Raw genomic sequence first — 18,788 nt, forward strand, 5'->3', positions numbered from 1 at the left:
TAGATAGTGGCGCTATCCGAGAAAGGGCGCAAGGGATGCGACTGGCCGACCTGAGCAAGCGCAGCGGGGTGTCCACCGCGACGATCAAGTACTACCTGCGGGAAGGGCTGTTGCCCCCGGGCCGGCAGGTCAACGCGACCACGGCCGAGTACGACGACGGTCATCTGCGCCGACTGCGGCTGGTACGGGCGCTGATCCAGGTCGGCAAGGTGCCGGTGGCCACGGCCCGGGAGGTACTGGGGCACGTCGACGACGACTCGCTGGGCCGCACCGTCCGGCTGGGGGCGGCCCTGTGGGCGCTGCCGCAGGAGGCCGAGCCGGACGGGGCGGACCCGGCGGTGGCCGCCGCGCGCGTGGAGGTGGACCGGCTGCTGGAACTGCTGGGCTGGGAGACCTCCCGGGAGTTGGCCCCGCTCTCCCCCGTGCACCGCTCCCTGGTGGTGGCGGTGGCCGCCCTGCGCCGCCTCGACTATCCCTGGGACGCGGAACTGATGGCGCCCTACGGCGAGTTGATGATGGAGGTGGCCCGGCGGGACCTCGACTTCATGGAGACCCACGCCTCGGAGGCGGAGAAGGTCGAGATGGCGGTCGCGGCGGCGGTGCTCTTCCAGCCGGTGCTGCGGGCCCTGCACCGGCTGGCGCAGGAGGAGGAGTCGGCGCGGCGGTACGGCATCGAGTGAGCGCCGGAGGAACGCCGAAGGGGGCTCCCGCCTCGGCGGAAGCCCCCTTCGGACCTTCGAGTACCCCCGACCGGATTCGAACCGGCGCTACCGCCTTGAGAGGGCGGCGTGCTAGGCCGCTACACAACGGGGGCGTGGATCTTGCAGGCGTTCAATACCGCGTCGCCGCAGATCCGAGCTGGTCTACCAGGACTCGAACCTAGACTAACTGAACCAGAATCAGTCGTGCTGCCAATTACACCATAGACCAATGTGGTTTAGACCAGTTCGTACCCCCGACCGGATTCGAACCGGCGCTACCGCCTTGAGAGGGCGGCGTGCTAGGCCGCTACACAACGGGGGCCCTAGCGATCCTGCATCGAGAGCAGCGGGAGCGACCCGAGCTGTCCTCGCGGGAAGGATCTGTACCCCCGACCGGATTCGAACCGGCGCTACCGCCTTGAGAGGGCGGCGTGCTAGGCCGCTACACAACGGGGGCCTTGCGGATGTGCTCCGCGGCGCAGATAAGCTCTGCGAGCTGGCCTACCAGGACTCGAACCTAGACTAACTGAACCAGAATCAGTCGTGCTGCCAATTACACCATAGGCCACTGGAACGCAAGCCCCGTAGGGGTTCTTGTTCTAGCGTTGCGCTTCCGGTTCCCGGCCCTTCGGCCCGCTCTCCGGCGGCGCAGGAAGAACATTACCCGAAGGTCGACGGGGCTCCAAAACGGGTATCGGCGCCGAGGAGCGCGGGAAGTTCGGAGAGCGAGGCGATCCGGCGCGGACCGGCCGGCGGGTCGACGGTCGCGTAGACGCCGCCGCGGTCGATCCACACGGAGAGCAGCCCGGCGTCGGCGGCGCCGCGTCCGTCGATCTCCGGGTGGTCGCCGACGTAGGCGACCTCGGCCGGACCGAGGGCGAGGGCGTCGCAGGCCGCGAGGAAGGCCCCGGCCTCCGGCTTGGAGACGCCCAGCTCGGCGGCGCACAGGATGGCCTCGAAGCGGTCGTGCACGCCGAGGACGCGCAGTTTGCGGTCCTGGACGGTGAGGCTGGAGTTGGAGAGCACGGCGTGCCGGTGACTGCCGGCGAGCGCGTCCAGGACGGGCATCACGTCGGGGAAGAGGGACCAGGCGGCCTCGTAGTGCGTGACGTACCGCTGGAACCAGTCGTCGGCCTCGGCGTCCGTCAGCTCCGGCCGGCCCAGGAAGACCCGGGTCCGGTCGCGGCGCTGTGTGACGAAGTCCACCTCGCCCGCCGAGAAGCGCGCCCACTGCTGGTCGGTGATCTCCCGCCAGCGAACGAGAGCCTGCTCGGCCGACCCGTACCCGGCGAGCAGTCCCTCGGCGACCAGATGGGCACGCATGCCCTCGCGGTCGGCGGTGGTGTAGTCGAAGAGGGTGTCGTCGACGTCCCAGACCACGGCTTTGATCGGCATGCGGCCCAGCCTAGGCCGCGTCGGCGTCGCGCGGGAGCGGACGGCCGGGAGAGCCCCCGGGGGTCTGTGCCTACTGCGCGGCCAGGCCCTCGATCTCGACCAGCATCCGCGGGTCGGACAGGGCCCGGACCTCGGCCAGCAGGCTGGCGGGGCGGCAGTCGGCGGCGGCCAGTTCGTCCAGTACGGCGTCGTAGTGGGCCGTGACCGCTTCGATGTCGACGGTGAAGATCCGGATCTGGACGAGGTCGCGCAGGGCGAACCCGGCCTTGTCCAGGGTCTCCGCCAGGCGCCGGAAGGTCAGCCGGAGCTGACCGCGGACGTCGCCCACGGCGGCGATGCCGCCCTCGTCGTCCCGGGCCTCGTGACCGGCGACCACGAGCCAGCGCCGGGGCTGTTCGACCAGTACGGCCCGGTTGTAGGCCGGCCGGTCCCCGAAGAAACGTGGGTCGATGTCCTCGCGGCGCATGCGGTCAGTCTGCGGGGGCCGGGGCGGCGGCGCCGCTCGGAGAGGACCGGGCGGGGTACGGGAAGGGCGGCGCCCGTGCGGACGCCGCCCCTCACACGTGCTGCCGGTTACGCCGCCAGTCGCCCCAGCGCCGCGTCGATCCGGGCCAGCGCCTTCTCCTTGCCCAGGACCTCCAGGGACTCGAAGAGGGGCAGGCCGACCGTGCGGCCGGTGACGGCGACGCGGACGGGGGCCTGGGCCTTGCCGAGCTTGAGGCCGTGGGCCTCGCCGGCGGCCAGGACGGCCTCCTTGAGGGCCTCCGGGGAGGTCCAGTCGGCGGCGTCCAGCTTCTCGCGGACCGTGGTCAGGAGCGCGTCCGAGCCCTCCTTCATGGCCTTGCTCCAGCTCGCCTCGTCGAGGACCGGCTCCGGCAGGAACAGGAAGTCGACGTTGTCGGTGATCTCGGAGAGGACCTTGAGGCGGGTCTGCGCGTGCGGCGCGATCGCCTGCCACTTGGCCTCGTCGAAGTCCTCGGGGGCCCAGGGGGCCGCGGGGGCCTTCAGCCAGGGGCGGCAGCGCTCGGTGAAGTCCTTGACCTCGAGGAGGCGGATGTGGTCGGCGTTGATCGCCTCGCACTTCTTCAGGTCGAAGCGGGCCGGGTTGGGCTGGACGTCGCTGACGTCGAAGGCCGCGACCATCTCCTCGATCGTGAAGATGTCCTGGTCCGCCGAGAGCGACCAGCCGAGCAGGGAGAGGTAGTTGAGCAGTCCCTCGGGGAGGAAGCCGCGCTCGCGGTAGAGGTTGAGGCTCGACTGCGGGTCGCGCTTGGAGAGCTTCTTGTTGCCCTCGCCCATGACGTAGGGCAGGTGGCCGAAGGCGGGGATCTCCTTGGCGACGCCCAGCTCGATCAGCGCCTTGTACAGGGCGATCTGGCGCGGGGTGGAGGAGAGCAGGTCCTCGCCGCGCAGGACGTGGGTGATCTCCATCAGCGCGTCGTCGACGGGGTTGACCAGCGTGTAGAGGGGTGCCCCGTTGGCGCGGACGATGCCGTAGTCCGGGACGTTCTCCGGCAGGTAGGTGATCTCGCCGCGGACCAGGTCCGTGAAGGTGATCGCCTCGTCGGGCATCCGGAAGCGGACGATGGGCTCGCGGCCCTGGGAGGTGTACTCCTCGACCTGTGCGTCGGTCAGGTCCCGGCAGTGGCCGTCGTAGCCGGAGGGCTTGCCGGCGGCGCGGGCGGCCTCGCGGCGGGTGTCCAGCTCCTCCTGGGAGCAGTAGCAGCGGTAGGCGTGGCCGGCGTCCAGGAGCTTGGCGGCGACGTCCTTGTAGAGGTCCATGCGCTGCGACTGGCGGTACGGCGCGTGCGGGCCGCCGACCTCGGGGCCCTCGTCCCAGTCGAAGCCCAGCCAGCGCATCGAGTCCAGGAGCTGGTTGTACGACTCCTCGGAGTCGCGGGCCGCGTCGGTGTCCTCGATGCGGAAGACCAGGGTGCCCTGGTGGTGGCGCGCGAAGGCCCAGTTGAACAGGGCGGTGCGGACCAGGCCCACGTGGGGGTTACCGGTGGGGGACGGACAGAAACGGACGCGTACGGGGGAGCCGGATGCGCTAGCCACGCTTGACAACCTTGTTGGTGAGAGTGCCGATGCCTTCGATGGTGACGGCGACCTCGTCGCCGACGTTGAGGGGGCCGACGCCGGCCGGGGTGCCCGTGAGGATCACGTCGCCGGGGAGCAGTGTCATCGCCTCGGAGATGTTGACGATCAGGTCCTCGATGGAGTGGATCATCTCGCTGGTACGGCCGAGCTGGCGCTGGGCGCCGTTGACCGTGAGCTGGACGGTGAGGTCGCCCGCGGTCGCGAGGTCGAGGCCCGTCTCCACCCAGGGGCCGAGCGGGCAGGATGAGTCGAAGCCCTTGGCCCTGGCCCACTGCTTCTCGCGGCGCTGCACGTCGCGGGCGGTGACGTCGTTGGCGCAGGTGTAGCCGAAGATCACGTCCTGGACGCGCTCGCGCGGGACCTCGCGGCACATGCGGCCGATGACGACGGCCAGTTCGGCCTCGTGGTGCAGTTCCTCGGTGAAGGAGGGGTACTGGATGGCGTCGCCGGGGCCGATCACGGAGGTGGACGGCTTGAAGAAGGCGAACGGCGCGTCGGGCACCTCGTTGCCGAGTTCGCGGGCGTGCTCGGCGTAGTTGCGGCCGAAGGCGACGACCTTGTTGGGGAGTACCGGCGGCAGGAGCCGCACCTTGCTCAGGGGCACCTTGGTGCCGGAGAGCTCGTAGTCCGCGAACGGGATGCCCTTGATGATGTCGAGGACGAGCTGGTCCGGCTGGTCGCCCTCGACCGCGCCGAAGGCGACGTTCCCGTCGATGGAGAACCTGGCGATGCGCACGGGTTGCTTGGCCCCTTGACTGAGCTGGCTGAAGTCTGACGCTCCAGGCTAACGCGGCAAGGGGCGGGCGCCTCGCGCATTACCCCTCGAGGACCGGTGGTGCGGCGCGCGGTGCTCGCAGGGCCGGCTGAACGCGGGCCGGCCCGGTGTCGTACTACTCTGCGACCGACGCCGCGACCGGGGCCTCCATGAGGATCGTGCGGCGGGGGTTGGCGGTCTGGGTGGGGAGCTCGACGGCGTGCTCCGGCTGCTCCGGCGTCCGCAGTTCGTCGGCGTCCTGGAGGTGCGCCAGCGTCGTGCGCCGCGGGTTGGCGATCTTGTGGAACATCATCGTCGTCTTCACGGTTGTACGTGGCCCTGTCGTGTCCGGGCGCCCGAGGGGCGGCGAAAGCCCCTGCGAGGGCGCGGGTTGTCGGTTTTGCCTTCTCTGTAAAGCGTCAGGCTAAACACGCGATTCCCCGTGAACCGCGGAGGAGTCCATGATCCGGATGTGAGTTTGCTCACTTATCAAGGGTCAAACCGGTCAATTGCGACGCCGAGAGCACTCCGACTAAACCGACATTGCACACCTGAAGGCATCATTCCGCTGCTGATCATGTCGACTGGGACACCCTCCGTGCCTCGGCGACTCGCGGGCATACGCCCGGTTTGCGGGTGATCACCTTCTACGTTCGGTGACTCGGCCCTCACGTGCTGTCACGTATCTCACGGCCTGCCCCACGGGCCTTGTTGGAGATCCTGCACTGTGCTGGAATTCCACGGACCGCCGCGGGATCGAGCCGGCGCACAGGGGGCGCACACCAGCGCCGAGCGGCGGCGAGAAGGGGGAACCAGCGCCGGTCACTCACGACCAACACAGGGGCGTATTCAGGGCGCCCCTTTGACGCCGACACCGTGCCCAGCCGTTCACGCGGAGGGGCGCCTGGTCCAGAGGTTGCGACGCTAGTGCAGGGACGTTTCAAGAGGGATGGCAGCGCTTCGGCGGAGCCGGAGCCGCAGGGCGGGACTGGCCCCAAGGCCGTCAGCTCCTCGCCCCAGCACGCCCAGAACCCGGGCCAGACCCAGCCCGGCGACAGCGGGGAGCGCGCCGGTCAGGCGACGGGCCCGTCCGCTCCCGGCCAGCAGTCGCCCACCAAGCCGGCCAAGGGCTCGACCGGCCCCGGCCCGCGAATAGCCCTGCGCAACTGGCGGATCTCCACCCGTCTGGTGTCGCTGCTGGCGCTTCCGGTGGTCGCGGCGACCTCGCTGGGCGCGCTGCGCATCAACCAGTCGATGGACGACATCCAGCAGCTCGAGAACATGAAGCTGCTGACCGAGATGACCAAGCAGGCCACGGAGCTGGCCGCCGCGCTCCAGGAGGAGCGCGACCAGTCCGCCGGCCCGCTGGCCCACGGCTCGAAGTCCAGCGCGATCGCCGTCAAGGGCGACCGCGAGCAGACCGACCGGGCCCTGAAGAACTTCCTCGACAAGTCCGAGCAGATCGACGCGGCGAGCAAGGACGGCAAGCTCGTCGGTGTCCGCGACAGCCTCGTCGGCATCGCGAGCGACCTGAACGACCTGACCAAGATCCGCAGCACGGCGTACACGGCGACGGACAACTCGACGCAGACGGTCGAGGCCTACCACCGCCTGATCACCCACCTGCTCGACCTCTCGCAGGACATGGCGGAGGCGACCAGCAACCCCGACATGATCCAGCGCACCCGCGCCCTGTCGGCCTTCTCCTCGGCCAAGGAGTACGCGTCCATCCAGCGCGCGGTCCTCGCCGCGGCCCTCCCCGCGAACAACACCGACAAGGGCGATCTCGCCGAGAACGACCGGCTGTACGCCCAGTCCGCGCTGCAGAGCCAGACCTCCGAGATCCGCAGCTTCACCAGCATCTACGGCGAGGGCGCGGAGGACCTGCTCAAGCCGATCTCCGAGGGCAACCCGGTGATCGAGGCGTCCGACCAGTACGCCGGCCGCGCCGTCGGCAAGAAGGACGGTCTGGCCAGCCTGAAGGCCCGGTCCTACCAGGACTGGCTGGACGACAGCTCCACCAAGATCCAGCAGATGAAGAACATCGAGCTGAAGCTGCTGGAGGACATGGAGCAGCAGGCCCGCGAGCTGCGCAACGAGTCCGAGCAAGAGGCCATCATCTCCGGTGTCCTCATCCTGCTCGTGCTCGGCGTCTCCCTGGTCGGCGCGTTCGTCGTGGCCCGGTCCATGATCCGCTCGCTGCGCCGCCTGGAGGACACCGCGACCAAGGTCGCCCAGGACCGGCTGCCCGAGCTGGTCAAGCAGCTCTCCGAGACCGACCCGCAGGACGTCGACACCTCGGTGGAGTCGGTCGGTGTGCACTCCCGGGACGAGATCGGCCGAGTGGCCGCGGCCTTCGACGACGTGCACCGCGAGGCGGTCCGCCTCGCCGCCGAGCAGGCCCTGCTGCGGGGCAACGTCAACGCGATGTTCACCAACCTCTCGCGCCGCTCCCAGGGCCTCATCCAGCGTCAGCTCTCGCTCATCTCCGAACTGGAGTCCCGCGAGGCCGACCCGGACCAGCTCTCCTCGCTGTTCAAGCTCGACCACCTCGCCACGCGTATGCGCCGTAACGGTGAGAACCTCCTCGTCCTCGCGGGTGAGGAGCCCGGCCGCCGCTGGACCCGTCCGGTGCCGCTGGTCGACGTGCTCCGTGCCGCCGCCTCCGAGGTGGAGCAGTACGAGCGCATCGAGCTGGCCTCCGTGCCGAGCACCGAGGTCGCCGGCCGCGTGGTCAACGACCTCGTGCACCTGCTCGCCGAGCTGCTGGAGAACGCGACCTCGTTCTCCTCGCCGCAGACCAAGGTCAAGGTCACCGGTCACGCGCTGCCCGACGGCCGGGTGCTGATCGAGATCCACGACACCGGCATCGGCCTCTCGCCGGAGGACCTGGCCGCGATCAACGAGCGGCTCGCCTCGCCGCCCACCGTGGACGTCTCCGTCTCCCGCCGCATGGGTCTGTTCGTGGTCGGCCGCCTCTCGCAGCGCCACGGCATCCGGATCCAGCTGCGCCCGTCCGACTCCGGCGGCACGACCGCGCTGGTCATGCTGCCTGTCGACGTCGCCCAGGGCGGCCGCAAGCCGCAGCCCAAGCCCGGTCAGCCCGGCTCGGGCACCGGCGGCCCGGCCGCCGCGCAGGCGGCCGCCGGTGTCGCCGCGGCCCGCCGTGGCGGCCAGGGCGGCGGTGCTCTCGCGGGCGGCGGCGCCTTCGGCGGTGGAAGTGGCGGCGGTGCCCTCGGCGCGGGTGCGCCGGGCGGTCGGCTCGGTGCTAGGCCAGGGGCCGCGGGCCGCACTGCCCGGGCGCGACGCGGGCGGCCGTCCGGGTGCGCCGGGTGGCGCGCGCGGACCCCAGTCCCCGCGGTGCCGGGCCAGCAGAACCGTCCGGCTCCGGCTAGCGCGGGTGCCGGTGCCGGTCAGCAGGCGCCCGGTGCTCCGCAGGGTCTGCAGGCCGCGGGCATGAACGCGCCGCAGGGCAACGCGCCGGCGAACAACGCCTCGCAGGGCCAGGACATGTTCGGCGGCAACCGCACCCCGGGCGCGCCCCCGCAGCGCAAGCGGGGCGGCAACGGCGACGCCGAGCAGGGCCGTCGTCCGCAGCTGCCGCCGCGCGGCGGTCCGCGGGCCGAGCTGCCCGGCGGCAACCCGCAGCCGCGGGTGCCCAGCTGGAGCGACGAGAACGCGCAGCCGCCGGTGGAGCGGGCCTCGCTGGACGCCCCGCGCGGCCACGACGAGCCGGACAGCTCCCGCACCGACCGGACGCCGCGCCTCGACGAGCGTCAGGGCCCGGGCTCGACCGCCGAGATGCCGGCCGTGCCCCGGTTCGGGGAGCCCCAGTCCCCCGCCGCCACGGCCGAGTTCGCCCGCCCCGACTTCGACGCCCCGGCGCCCCGTCGGGACGCGTCGCAGGACACGGGCCAGTTCGCCCAGCCCGGCCAGAACCAGTACGACGCGCCGAACGGGTACGAGGACCAGTACGGGCAGCAGGGCCAGTACGGGCAGGACCAGTACGCGCCGGGCCAGTACGGTCAGGCCGGCCCCGGCCAGGACCAGTACGACCGGCCTCGGTTCGGCCAGGACGCCCCGCAGAACGACCAGTTCGCACGGCCGGAGCCGGCCGCCCCGCAGCAGGACGGCGGAGCCTTCGTCCGCTCGGACGTCTTCGGCGGTCAGCCGGCCCCGAACGGCCAGGCCCCGGCCGACCGGTTCGCCGCCTCCCAGGGCTACGACAACGGCTCGACCGGTCAGCACGGCCTGCCGGGCCGTCAGAACCCGGCCGTCACCGGCCAGTTCGAGCGTCCGCAGGCGGGCGGCACGCAGGGCGGGAACGACTTCGGCGCCCCGCGTCCGCCGGCCCCGCAGCGACCGGTTGCGCAGGAGCCCGCGGGCCAGAACACCAACGGAACTCCCGCGCAGCGACCCGGAGACGGCTGGGCCCTGCCCCCGGCCTCCGGTCCCGGTGACGGACGTACGCCGCTGTACGACACGCTGGAGACCAACTGGTTCCACGGTGACCGCGAGTCGAGGGCGCCGCAGGCCGCCCCGGCCGCGTCCCCGGAGCCGCAGGCCGCCCAGCCCCAGACCCCGGCGGCCCCCCAGCGGCCGGCCACCTCGGCCTGGCGCAGCTCGCCGAACGACGATCTCGTCCGGCAGGCGGAGCGCGTCAGGCAGCCGGCCGCGGGCGGGGTCACCACCTCCGGCCTTCCGCGCCGGGTACCCCGGGCCAACCTCGTCCCGGGGACGGCTCAGCAGCAGTCGCACCAGAGCGGTCCGGCGGTTTCGCGTGCGCCCGACGACGTGCGCGGCCGGCTGACCAATCTCCGTCGGGGAATCGCACAGGGCCGTCAGGCCGGTACCAACCAGACCGGCAGCTACCCGCGGCCCACTCACCAGCAGGAGCGTTAGTTGAGCCCGATGAGCCAGGCGGCACAGAACCTCAACTGGTTGATCACGAATTTCGTGGACAACACCCCGGGGGTGTCCCACACCGTCGTCGTGTCCGCCGACGGACTCCTCCTGGCGATGTCCGAGGGCTTCCCTCGCGACCGCGCCGACCAGCTCGCGGCCGTCGCCTCGGGACTGACCTCGCTGACCGCCGGGGCGTCCCGGATCTTCGAGGGCGGCAACGTGGCGCAGACGGTCGTGGAGATGGAGCGGGGATTCCTCTTCCTCATGTCCGTCTCGGACGGCTCGTCCCTGGCCGTCCTCGCGCACCCGGAGTGCGACATCGGCCTCGTCGGCTACGAGATGGCGCTCCTGGTCGACCGCGCGGGTGCGGTCCTCACACCCGACCTGCGCGCCGAACTACAAGGCAGTCTGCTCCACTGATCGGCCCCGGCACCACCCGTGTTACCAAATCACCGTCCGGCCGCCACAATCCCCCCACCGGCCTCGTCAGACGGCTTGACTGACCGACTTGCTGTCCCGCCCGGAGGATTCATGACCCCGCCCACCGCCTCTCATGATCCGTACGCGGAGCCGTACGAGGACGAGGGCGACCAGCCGCTGGTCCGTCCCTACGCGATGACCGGTGGCCGGACCAGGCCGCGCTACCAGCTCGCCATCGAGGCGCTGATCAGTACGACGGCCGACCCGGCAGCGCTCATGGGGCTGCTTCCCGAGCACCAGCGGATCTGCCACCTGTGCCGCGAGGTGAAATCGGTGGCCGAGGTGTCGGCCCTGCTGGCGATGCCGCTCGGTGTGGCGCGAATCCTGGTCGCGGACCTCGCGGAGGCAGGGCTCGTCGCCATTCACCAGCCTGGCGGAGACGAGAACAACGGCGGTGCGCCTGACGTGACACTGCTCGAAAGGGTGCTCAGTGGACTTCGAAAGCTCTGACGGAGGGCGGGCGACCACCTCCGCGAAGATCGTGGTGGCCGGCGGCTTCGGCGTCGGCAAGACCACGTTCGTGGGCGCCGTCTCCGAGATCAACCCCCTGCGCACCGAGGCCGTGATGACCTCGGCCAGCGCGGGGATCGACGACCTCACGCACGCCGGGGACAAGACGACCACGACGGTCGCCATGGACTTCGGTCGCATCACGCTCGACCAGGACCTGATCCTGTACCTGTTCGGTACGCCCGGCCAGGACCGGTTCTGGTTCATGTGGGACGACCTGGTGCGCGGCGCCATCGGCGCGGTCGTGCTGTGCGACACCCGCCGGCTGGCCGACTGCTTCCCGGCCGTCGACTACTTCGAGAACAGCGGTCTGCCGTTCGTCGTCGCGCTCAACGGCTTCGACGGCCAGCAGCCCTACTCGCCGGACGAGGTGCGCGAGGCGCTGCAGATCGGCCCGGACACCCCGATCATCACGACCGACGCCCGGCACCGCGCCGACGCGAAGTCGGCCCTGATCACACTGGTCGAGCACGCGCTGATGGCCCGTCTGCGGTAGGTCCACCGGCCGCCGCAGCCAAGTCGGCAGGGGTCTACGGCACTTGTCGTAGACGGTTCGGAGCCGGCTGTGTCCTTTGACACGGTCGGCTCCGCTGTTCATAACGTTTCGGCAGAGGAATCGGGTGGTACCGACACGCGACGCGGTCAACTGGTCTCGCTGCGCGCACGAACGCCCCGTCTTTTGACGGACCTCGCTCTTTATGACCGTTTTACGTGGGGCTTACATCACGTGTAACCCCCTCGTTCCACTGTTTGGAAGAGCGCTGGTCGCCGTGCTGGAATGCCAGAACTGCCCCATGGTCTAAGACGTACTCAGCAGTAGCGCGTACTCGATGACTGACGGAGTGGGTTCTGAGACACAGCGGCACGACACAGGTGCCGACCGCCGAGAGGTTGTTGGTCGAGTGAGGCGAAGCAAGAACAGTCCCGAGCCATCGGCCCGGGGCAACTTCACCCCGCCGCCGCGCACAGCGGCGCCCGCCCCCGCCCCTGCCGCGGAACCCCAGGCCGAGCCGCCCGCGCCGAGCGGTGGCCGTTTCACGCCGCGCAACTGGCGGGTGACCACCCGGCTGAACGCGATCCTGCTCATACCCGTGCTGGTCGGCCTCGTCATGGGCGGCTTCCAGGTGAAGAGCTCGATCGACACCTGGCAGGACGCCGAGGACGCCGAGAGCACCGCGCGCCTCGTACGCGCCTCCCTCGGCTACGCCAACGCCCTCTACAACGAGCGCGACATCACCGCGGCCCCCCTGCTGCAGGGCAAGGGTGAGAAGGACTCCACCGTCGCCGCGGCCCGCCAGGCCACCGACGAGGCGGCCGACACCTTCGACGCGGCGGCCCAGGGCATGCCCGGCAAGCCCGGCCTGGAGCGCCGGCTGAAGGTGTTCCGCGAGCAGGAGCCCAAGCTCCAGACGCTGCGGGCGGCCGCGTACACCTCCAAGCTCAAGGGCGTGGAGACCGAGGAGGGCTACACCGGTGTCGCCCACCCCCTCATGGAGTTCGCCAACGAGCTGGGCCTGGGCACCGGCAACATCACCTCCTACGGCCGTACCGTCTACGCGATCTCCCTGACCAAGGCCGCGCTCTCCCTGGAGCGCTCCATCGGCATGCACATGCTGGTCAAGCCGGGTCCGGAGCCCGGCCACCTCGCCAGCCAGCGCGTCGCGCTCTCCTCGTACGCCTACCTGGAGCGCATCGCGATCGAGGAGTACATCGGCGGCGGCACCGAGGCGGACGCGCAGAAGCTCGAGGACGCCGAGGCGAAGCTCAAGGAGGACGGCGCGGCCATGGCCAAGGAGGCCAAGGCCAAGGACCCGGACTACGTTCCGCCGCCGTCCAACCCGACGACGATGATCTCGGAGCTGGCCGGACTCGAGTCCACCGACACCAGTGATCGCGCGGAGCTGGCCCAGCAGGGCATCACGCCGGAAAACTGGTGGGCGGTCAACACCCTCAAGTTCGACGCGTACCAGAAGATCGAGTCGGACCTGGCCGACAAGGCGGTGTCCGAGGCGTCCACGATCGCCGACGACGCCGAGCGGGACGCCTACATCACGGGTGCCGCGGTCGTGATCGCGCTGCTCGCCGCGTTCGTCCTGGCCGGCATGGTGGCCCGTGGGATGAGCCGCTCGATGCGCCGGCTGCGCAACGCGGCCTTCGGCATCGCCGAGCAGCGCCTGCCGATGCTGGTCGACCAGCTCTCCCGCACCGACCCCGGCCGGGTCGACACCCGGGTGCAGCCGATCCCGATCACCTCGACCGACGAGATCGGCGAGGTCGCCCGCGCCTTCGACCAGGTGCACCGCGAGGCGGTCCGGCTCGCCGCCGAGCAGGCGCTGCTGCGGGGCAACATCAACGCGATCTTCACCAACCTGTCGCGCCGCAACCAGTCGCTGATCGAGGGCCAGCTGAGCCTGATCACCGACCTGGAGAACAACGAGGCCGACCCGGACCAGCTGGAGAACCTCTTCCGACTGGACCACCTGGCCACCCGTATGCGCCGCAACGGCGAGAACCTCCTGGTCCTCGCCGGCGAGGAGCCCGGCCGCCGCTGGGACCAGCCGGTCCCGCTGGTCGACGTGCTGCGCGCCGCCTCCTCCGAGGTGGAGCAGTACGAGCGCATCGAGCTGTCCGGCGTGCCGGAGGCCGAGATCCACGGCCGCGCCGTGACCGACCTCGTGCACCTGCTCGCCGAGCTGCTGGAGAACGCCACGACGTTCTCCTCGCCGCAGACCAAGGTCCGCGTCACCGCGACCCGGCTGCCCGACGGCCGCGTGATGGTCGAGATCCACGACAAGGGCATCGGCCTGACCGCCGAGGACTTCGCGGACATCAACCACAAGCTGGCCAACCCGCCGACCGTGGACGCCGCGATCTCGCAGCGCATGGGTCTGTTCGTGGTCGGCCGGCTGTCCGACCGGCACGGCATCCGCGTGCAGCTGCGCCCCTCCGGTGAGCAGGCGGGCACCACCTCGCTGGTCATGCTCCCGGACGCCATCACCCACGGTGGCGGCGGCGAGCAGCAGCAGCAACGCGACGAGTTCACCGTGTCGCAGATCATCCCGGAGCAGAACTTCCAGGGCGGCGGCGAGAGCTTCGGCCAAGTCGGCCAGCCCATGCGGACCGCCGCGGAGCTGGGCTTCGACGACAGCCGGTACGCCGAGATCCCCGACGACATACGCGAGCTGGACCCGGTGGGCCGCTCGCTGATGCGCGAGGAGCGCCGCGCGGCCCTGGAGGCCCAGTCGCACCCCGAGCTGCCCGGTCCCGCGGACCGGGGCGGCGCCGGGAACGACGGGGCCGCCGGCTTCCAGGACCAGTTCACCGGACAGCAGCCGGGCTACGACGGACAGCAGCCGGGTTACGGCCAGTCCCCCGACGGCTACCAGCAGCAGCCGAACGGCGCGTACCAGGAGTCGCCGAACGGCGCGTACGACCAGCAGTCGGCGTACGCCGACCCGCAGCAGGCGTACCAGGAACCGCGGCAGGCGTCGTACGACGAGCAGTACTACGCGCCGAACGGCGGTCTGCCGGAGGCCGGGAACCACTCGCCCTTCGAGCAGCGGCGCCACCAGGACGACTGGCCGCAGCAGGACGGATACCAGAACGGATATCCGGACCAGTACCCGACCGGTGCCCCCCAGGCGCAATCCGCCGAGGCCGCTGACGTGACCGAGGCGGACCGCGTAGGCTTCGACCGTCCGGGGCCGGCCCCCTCCGCCGCCCACGAGCTGACCGACGCCGGTCTTCCCCGCCGCGGATCCACCGCGGGCGGCGCGGGCGATGCGGGGCACGTGGGCCAGGAGACGCCGGCCGCCGCACCGGGGGCGGGCGGCGAGGACACCTGGCGGTCGGCCAACGACGACCGCTGGCAGCAGGCCTCCTCGCTGCGCAAGCCCAAGGCGGGCGGGGTGACCTCCTCGGGCCTCCCGCGCCGGGTGCCCAAGGCCAACCTGGTCGAGGGCGCGGCCGAGACCACTCCACAGGGAGGCCCCCAGGTCTCCCGCGCTCCGGAGGACGTCCGGGGCAGGCTGAGCAACCTGCGGCGCGGCGTCGAGCGAGGCCGCAACGCAGGCAGTGAAACGAACGGCCAGGACACGAGGAACGAACACCGTGGTCCTGACAGCACCTACAACCAGGAGCGTTAGTGTGAGCCCGATGAGCCAGGCGGCGCAGAACCTGAACTGGTTGATCACCAACTTCGTGGACAACACCCCGGGGGTGTCCCACACGGTGGTGGTCTCCGCCGACGGACTCCTTCTGGCGATGTCCGAAGGGTTCCCTCGCGACCGAGCCGATCAGCTCGCGGCCGTCGCCTCCGGCCTGACCTCGCTGACCGCCGGTGCCTCGCGCATCTTCGAGGGCGGCAGCGTGAACCAGACGGTTGTGGAGATGGAGCGCGGATTCCTCTTCATCATGTCCATCTCCGACGGCTCGTCCCTCGCGGTTCTCGCACACCCCGAGGCGGACATCGGTCTCATTGGGTACGAGATGGCCCTTCTGGTGGACCGTGCCGGCACGGTTTTGACCCCCGATCTGCGGGCGGAGCTCCAAGGGAGCCTTCTCAACTAAAGGACAGACGGTGCGTTTTGGCGTCCCGTGGCCGTAAAGTTTCGGGACGCGGCTCCACAGCGATGGGTGCCAGGCACAGTCGGAGGAGGAAAAAGTGGGAACACCCCCAGGCGGTCCGTCATCGGGCAACTGGTCGTACGGCCCTGGTCAGGGCCAAGGCGACGGCTCGGCGAACGGGTACGGCTACCCCTCCGTGCCGAGCCACCGGCAGCCGTACGCGCCGCAGGGCCCCGGCCCTTCGCCGTACGACCAGCCGCATGCTCCGCGCATCCAGCCCGTGCAGCCGCAGCGCCGCACCCCTGAGCCGGCGCCCGCCGGGGCGTCGAACAACCCCCTGGTGCGCCCGTACGCCATGACGGGCGGCCGCACCAGGCCCCGGTACCAGCTCGCCATCGAGGCGCTGGTGCACACCACCGCGCAGCCGCATCAGATGCAGGGCCAGCTGCCCGAGCATCAGCGGATCTGCAACCTCTGCCGGGAGATCAAGTCGGTGGCCGAGGTCTCGGCCCTGCTGACGATCCCTCTCGGCGTGGCCAGGATCCTCGTCGCCGACTTGGCGGAGGCGGGACTGGTCGCCATCCATCAGCCCGGCGGCGACGAGAGCGCCGGCGGCCAGCCAGACGTGACACTGCTCGAAAGGGTGCTCAGTGGACTTCGCAAGCTCTAGCGGCGGTCCTTCCCGCTCCACCACTTCCGCGAAGATCGTGGTGGCGGGCGGCTTCGGCGTGGGCAAGACCACGTTCGTCGGCGCTGTCTCGGAGATCAACCCGCTGCGCACCGAGGCCGTGATGACATCCGCTTCGGCGGGCATCGACGACCTCACCCACACGGGGGACAAGACGACCACGACGGTCGCCATGGACTTCGGCCGCATCACGCTCGACCAGGACCTGATCCTGTACCTCTTCGGTACGCCCGGCCAGGACCGGTTCTGGTTCATGTGGGACGACCTGGTGCGCGGCGCCATCGGCGCGATCGTCCTGGTCGACACGAGGCGGCTCGCCGACTGCTTCCCGGCCGTCGACTACTTCGAGAACAGCGGTCTGCCGTTCGTCATCGCGCTGAACGGCTTCGACGGGCAGCAGCCGTACCAGCCGGACGAGGTCCGGGAGGCGCTGCAGATCGGCCCGGACACGCCGATCATCACGACGGACGCGCGGCATCGGGCCGACGCGAAGTCTGCGCTCATCACTCTCGTGGAGCACGCGCTGATGGCGCGGTTGCGCTGAGGGCAGCGCCGGGTCGCGCGACGCCCCCTGCGGCCACTGGGCTGCCGGGGGCGGTTTCGTTGCCGGGTGCGGGTAGTACGTGGCTGGTCGCGCCCACGCGGCGGAGCCGCATATCGACACAGCCCCGCGCCCCTGGGGCGTCCACCGAGCCCGGCGTAACAAGAGAGGCCCCTCCGAGTGGAGGGGCCTCTCTTGTTGCTCGGGTCAGCGCCAGCTGTGCGGCGCCCTGAAGCCCGGCTCGCGTTCCAGGCGGCGCCAGCCCGCGCGGGCGCGGCCGCCGCCGTGGGGCGGGGCGATCTCGGCGGGGCGGGCGGCGGCGCGGGCCAGGAGGAGGGCCGTGATGGCGGCGACTTCCTCGGGCTCGGCGTGGCCCTTCTCGACGCGGATGTCGGCAGGGGACATGGAGGTGGCTCCTCGGGTCACTGCGGCGGGTTGCCGTGCTTGCGGGAGGGCAGGTCGGCGTGCTTGGTGTGGAGCATCGCCAGGGACTTGATCAGCACCTCGCGGGTTTCGGCAGGGTCGATGACGTCGTCGACCAGGCCGCGTTCGGCCGCGTAGTAGGGGTGCATCAGCTCGGACTTGTACTCCTTGACCATGCGCGCCCGCATGGCCTCGGGGTCCTCGGCGTCGGCGATCTGCCGGCGGAAGATGACGTTCGCGGCACCTTCCGCGCCCATGACGGCGATCTCGTTGGTCGGCCAGGCGTAGGTGAGGTCGGCGCCGATGGACTGGCTGTCCATGACGATGTAAGCACCTCCGTACGCCTTGCGCAGGATCAGCGAGATCCGGGGCACGGTCGCGTTGCAGTACGCGTAGAGGAGCTTGGCCCCGTGGCGGATGATCCCGCCGTGCTCCTGGTCGACGCCGGGCAGGAAGCCGGGTACGTCCAGAAGGGTGATGATCGGGATGTTGAAGGCGTCGCACATCTGGACGAAGCGGGCCGCCTTCTCCGACGCCTCGATGTCCAGGACACCGGCCAGGGCCTGCGGCTGGTTGGCGACGATGCCGACGACCTGCCCGTCGAGACGGGCCAGCGCGCAGATGATGTTGCGGGCCCAGCGCTCGTGGACCTCCAGGTACTCGCCCTCGTCGACGAGTTCCTCGATGACCTTGGTCATGTCGTACGGGCGGTTGCCGTCCGCCGGGACCAGGTCGAGGAGGGTGTCCGAGCGGCGGTCCACCGGGTCGGAGGACTCGGCGCGGGGCGGGTTCTCCCGGTTGTTCTGCGGCAGCAGGGAGAGGAGGTAGCGGACCTCGGCGAGGCAGGTCTCCTCGTCGTCGTAGGCGAAGTGGCACACGCCGGACGTCTCGGCGTGCACGTCGGCGCCGCCCAGGCCGTTCTGCGTGATCTCCTCGCCGGTGACCGCCTTGACGACGTCCGGGCCCGTGATGAACATCTGCGAGGTGTCGCGGACCATGAAGACGAAGTCGGTGAGGGCGGGGCTGTAGGCCGCGCCGCCCGCGCAGGGGCCGAGCATCACGCTGATCTGCGGGATGACGCCGGACGCCTTGGTGTTGCGCTGGAAGATGCCGCCGTACCCGGCGAGCGCGCTGACGCCCTCCTGGATACGGGCGCCGGCGCCGTCGTTCAGCGACACCAGCGGGGCACCGGCCGCGATGGCCATGTCCATGATCTTGTGGATCTTCGTGGCGTGGGCCTCGCCCAGCGCGCCGCCGAAGATCCGGAAGTCGTGGGCGTAGACGAAGACCGTGCGGCCCTCGACCGTGCCCCAGCCGGTGATGACACCGTCGGTGTACGGCTTCTTGGCCTCCAGGCCGAACCCGGTCGCCCGGTGCCGGCGCAGCTGCTCGACCTCGCGGAAGGAGCCGGTGTCCAGGAGCAGCTCGATGCGCTCACGTGCCGTCAGCTTGCCCTTGGCGTGCTGCGCCGCCGTCGCCTTCTCACTCGGCCCGGCGAGCGCCTGCGCACGGATCCCGTGCAGCTCGGCCACCCGCCCGCGCGCGTCCGTCGGCTCGCCCGGCGCCTCATCCAAAACGGTCATGTAGCGACTCTACGAAGCCGAGCAAGGATTGCGAGCCGTCGACTCCGTACAGTCTCCGGCCCGTTTTCCTGGTAGCACCGAACAGAACTCCCACCCCGTGCAGCGCTTCCGACTGCTCAGAGGGCCTCTGGCTTGTAGGGGT

15 protein-coding genes, 5 tRNA genes and 1 pseudogene are annotated in these 18,788 nt (G+C 70.7%); 9 read left to right on the forward strand and 12 right to left on the reverse strand.

Going from position 1 to position 18,788, the window contains the following annotated elements; translation table 11 throughout:
* Positions 1 to 35: 35 nt before the first annotated feature.
* A complete protein-coding gene (locus Sru02f_RS30160; RefSeq protein ID WP_109036127.1) occupies positions 36 to 680 on the forward strand; it encodes a MerR family transcriptional regulator in 645 nt (214 codons plus the stop codon).
* A 61-nt stretch (positions 681 to 741) separates the two neighbouring features.
* On the opposite strand, the gene Sru02f_RS30165 is transcribed toward Sru02f_RS30160, so the two are convergent.
* The 10 genes from Sru02f_RS30165 to Sru02f_RS30210 all read right to left on the reverse strand — a co-directional run bounded on the left by Sru02f_RS30165 (position 742) and on the right by Sru02f_RS30210 (position 5,275).
* Positions 742 to 814: transfer RNA gene (locus tag Sru02f_RS30165), tRNA-Glu, on the reverse strand.
* A 44-nt stretch (positions 815 to 858) separates the two neighbouring features.
* A tRNA-Gln gene (locus Sru02f_RS30170) sits at positions 859 to 930 on the reverse strand.
* A 20-nt stretch (positions 931 to 950) separates the two neighbouring features.
* Positions 951 to 1,023 (reverse strand) — tRNA-Glu (locus Sru02f_RS30175).
* A gap of 62 nt (positions 1,024 to 1,085) precedes the next feature.
* Positions 1,086 to 1,158: transfer RNA gene (locus Sru02f_RS30180), tRNA-Glu, on the reverse strand.
* A gap of 39 nt (positions 1,159 to 1,197) precedes the next feature.
* Positions 1,198 to 1,269, reverse strand: a tRNA-Gln gene (locus tag Sru02f_RS30185).
* A gap of 92 nt (positions 1,270 to 1,361) precedes the next feature.
* Positions 1,362 to 2,096 carry an HAD family hydrolase gene (locus Sru02f_RS30190; protein WP_109036129.1) on the reverse strand — a complete coding sequence of 245 codons (735 nt, stop codon included), beginning with the start codon at positions 2,094 to 2,096 and terminating at the stop codon, positions 1,362 to 1,364.
* 70 nt (positions 2,097 to 2,166) lie between these two features.
* Entirely contained in the window at positions 2,167 to 2,562 is a 396-nt protein-coding gene (locus Sru02f_RS30195; RefSeq protein WP_109036131.1) for a RidA family protein, read from the reverse strand.
* A 107-nt stretch (positions 2,563 to 2,669) separates the two neighbouring features.
* Positions 2,670 to 4,154, reverse strand: coding sequence for a glutamate--tRNA ligase (gltX, locus tag Sru02f_RS30200; protein WP_109036133.1), 1,485 nt, complete (start codon positions 4,152 to 4,154; stop codon positions 2,670 to 2,672).
* Complete coding sequence (locus tag Sru02f_RS30205) at positions 4,147 to 4,932, reverse strand: fumarylacetoacetate hydrolase family protein (RefSeq protein WP_109036135.1); 786 nt, start codon at positions 4,930 to 4,932, stop codon at positions 4,147 to 4,149. Before Sru02f_RS30205 ends, gltX begins: the two co-directional genes overlap by 8 nt.
* 154 nt (positions 4,933 to 5,086) lie before the next feature.
* Positions 5,087 to 5,275 carry a hypothetical protein gene (locus Sru02f_RS30210; RefSeq protein ID WP_164279156.1) on the reverse strand — a complete coding sequence of 63 codons (189 nt, stop codon included), beginning with the start codon at positions 5,273 to 5,275 and terminating at the stop codon, positions 5,087 to 5,089.
* A gap of 602 nt (positions 5,276 to 5,877) precedes the next feature.
* Here Sru02f_RS30210 and Sru02f_RS30215 point away from each other — a divergent pair.
* The 8 genes and pseudogenes from Sru02f_RS30215 to Sru02f_RS30250 all read left to right on the forward strand — a co-directional run bounded on the left by Sru02f_RS30215 (position 5,878) and on the right by Sru02f_RS30250 (position 16,643).
* Positions 5,878 to 9,852, forward strand: a pseudogene (locus Sru02f_RS30215) (nitrate- and nitrite sensing domain-containing protein).
* A gap of 9 nt (positions 9,853 to 9,861) precedes the next feature.
* A complete protein-coding gene (locus Sru02f_RS30220; RefSeq protein WP_003973453.1) occupies positions 9,862 to 10,275 on the forward strand; it encodes a roadblock/LC7 domain-containing protein in 414 nt (137 codons plus the stop codon).
* Between the two features lie 111 nt (positions 10,276 to 10,386).
* Complete coding sequence (locus Sru02f_RS30225) at positions 10,387 to 10,785, forward strand: DUF742 domain-containing protein (RefSeq protein ID WP_003973454.1); 399 nt, start codon at positions 10,387 to 10,389, stop codon at positions 10,783 to 10,785.
* Positions 10,766 to 11,341, forward strand: a complete 576-nt coding sequence (locus tag Sru02f_RS30230; protein WP_003973455.1) for a GTP-binding protein — start codon at positions 10,766 to 10,768, stop codon at positions 11,339 to 11,341. The genes Sru02f_RS30225 and Sru02f_RS30230 overlap by 20 nt, the downstream gene beginning before the upstream one ends.
* A 406-nt stretch (positions 11,342 to 11,747) precedes the next feature.
* A complete protein-coding gene (locus Sru02f_RS30235) occupies positions 11,748 to 14,990 on the forward strand; it encodes a nitrate- and nitrite sensing domain-containing protein (protein WP_167469824.1) in 3,243 nt (1,080 codons plus the stop codon).
* A 10-nt stretch (positions 14,991 to 15,000) separates the two neighbouring features.
* Positions 15,001 to 15,414, forward strand: a complete 414-nt coding sequence (locus tag Sru02f_RS30240; protein ID WP_004983065.1) for a roadblock/LC7 domain-containing protein — start codon at positions 15,001 to 15,003, stop codon at positions 15,412 to 15,414.
* A gap of 94 nt (positions 15,415 to 15,508) precedes the next feature.
* A complete protein-coding gene (locus Sru02f_RS30245) occupies positions 15,509 to 16,081 on the forward strand; it encodes a DUF742 domain-containing protein (RefSeq protein ID WP_109036142.1) in 573 nt (190 codons plus the stop codon).
* Positions 16,062 to 16,643: a GTP-binding protein gene (locus tag Sru02f_RS30250; protein ID WP_030216560.1), complete on the forward strand. Its 582-nt coding sequence runs from the start codon at positions 16,062 to 16,064 to the stop codon at positions 16,641 to 16,643. The genes Sru02f_RS30245 and Sru02f_RS30250 overlap by 20 nt, the downstream gene beginning before the upstream one ends.
* 204 nt (positions 16,644 to 16,847) lie before the next feature.
* On the opposite strand, the gene Sru02f_RS30255 is transcribed toward Sru02f_RS30250, so the two are convergent.
* Together Sru02f_RS30255 and Sru02f_RS30260 are read right to left on the reverse strand one after the other, a co-directional pair.
* Positions 16,848 to 17,045: an acyl-CoA carboxylase epsilon subunit gene (locus Sru02f_RS30255; RefSeq protein WP_109036144.1), complete on the reverse strand. Its 198-nt coding sequence runs from the start codon at positions 17,043 to 17,045 to the stop codon at positions 16,848 to 16,850.
* 17 nt (positions 17,046 to 17,062) lie between these two features.
* Positions 17,063 to 18,646 (reverse strand): acyl-CoA carboxylase subunit beta, encoded by a 1,584-nt coding sequence (locus tag Sru02f_RS30260; protein WP_109036146.1) that lies wholly within the window; start codon positions 18,644 to 18,646, stop codon positions 17,063 to 17,065.
* Positions 18,647 to 18,788 lie beyond the last annotated feature (142 nt).

Source organism: Streptomyces rubrogriseus (assembly GCF_027947575.1).
GTDB lineage: Bacteria > Actinomycetota > Actinomycetes > Streptomycetales > Streptomycetaceae > Streptomyces > Streptomyces rubrogriseus.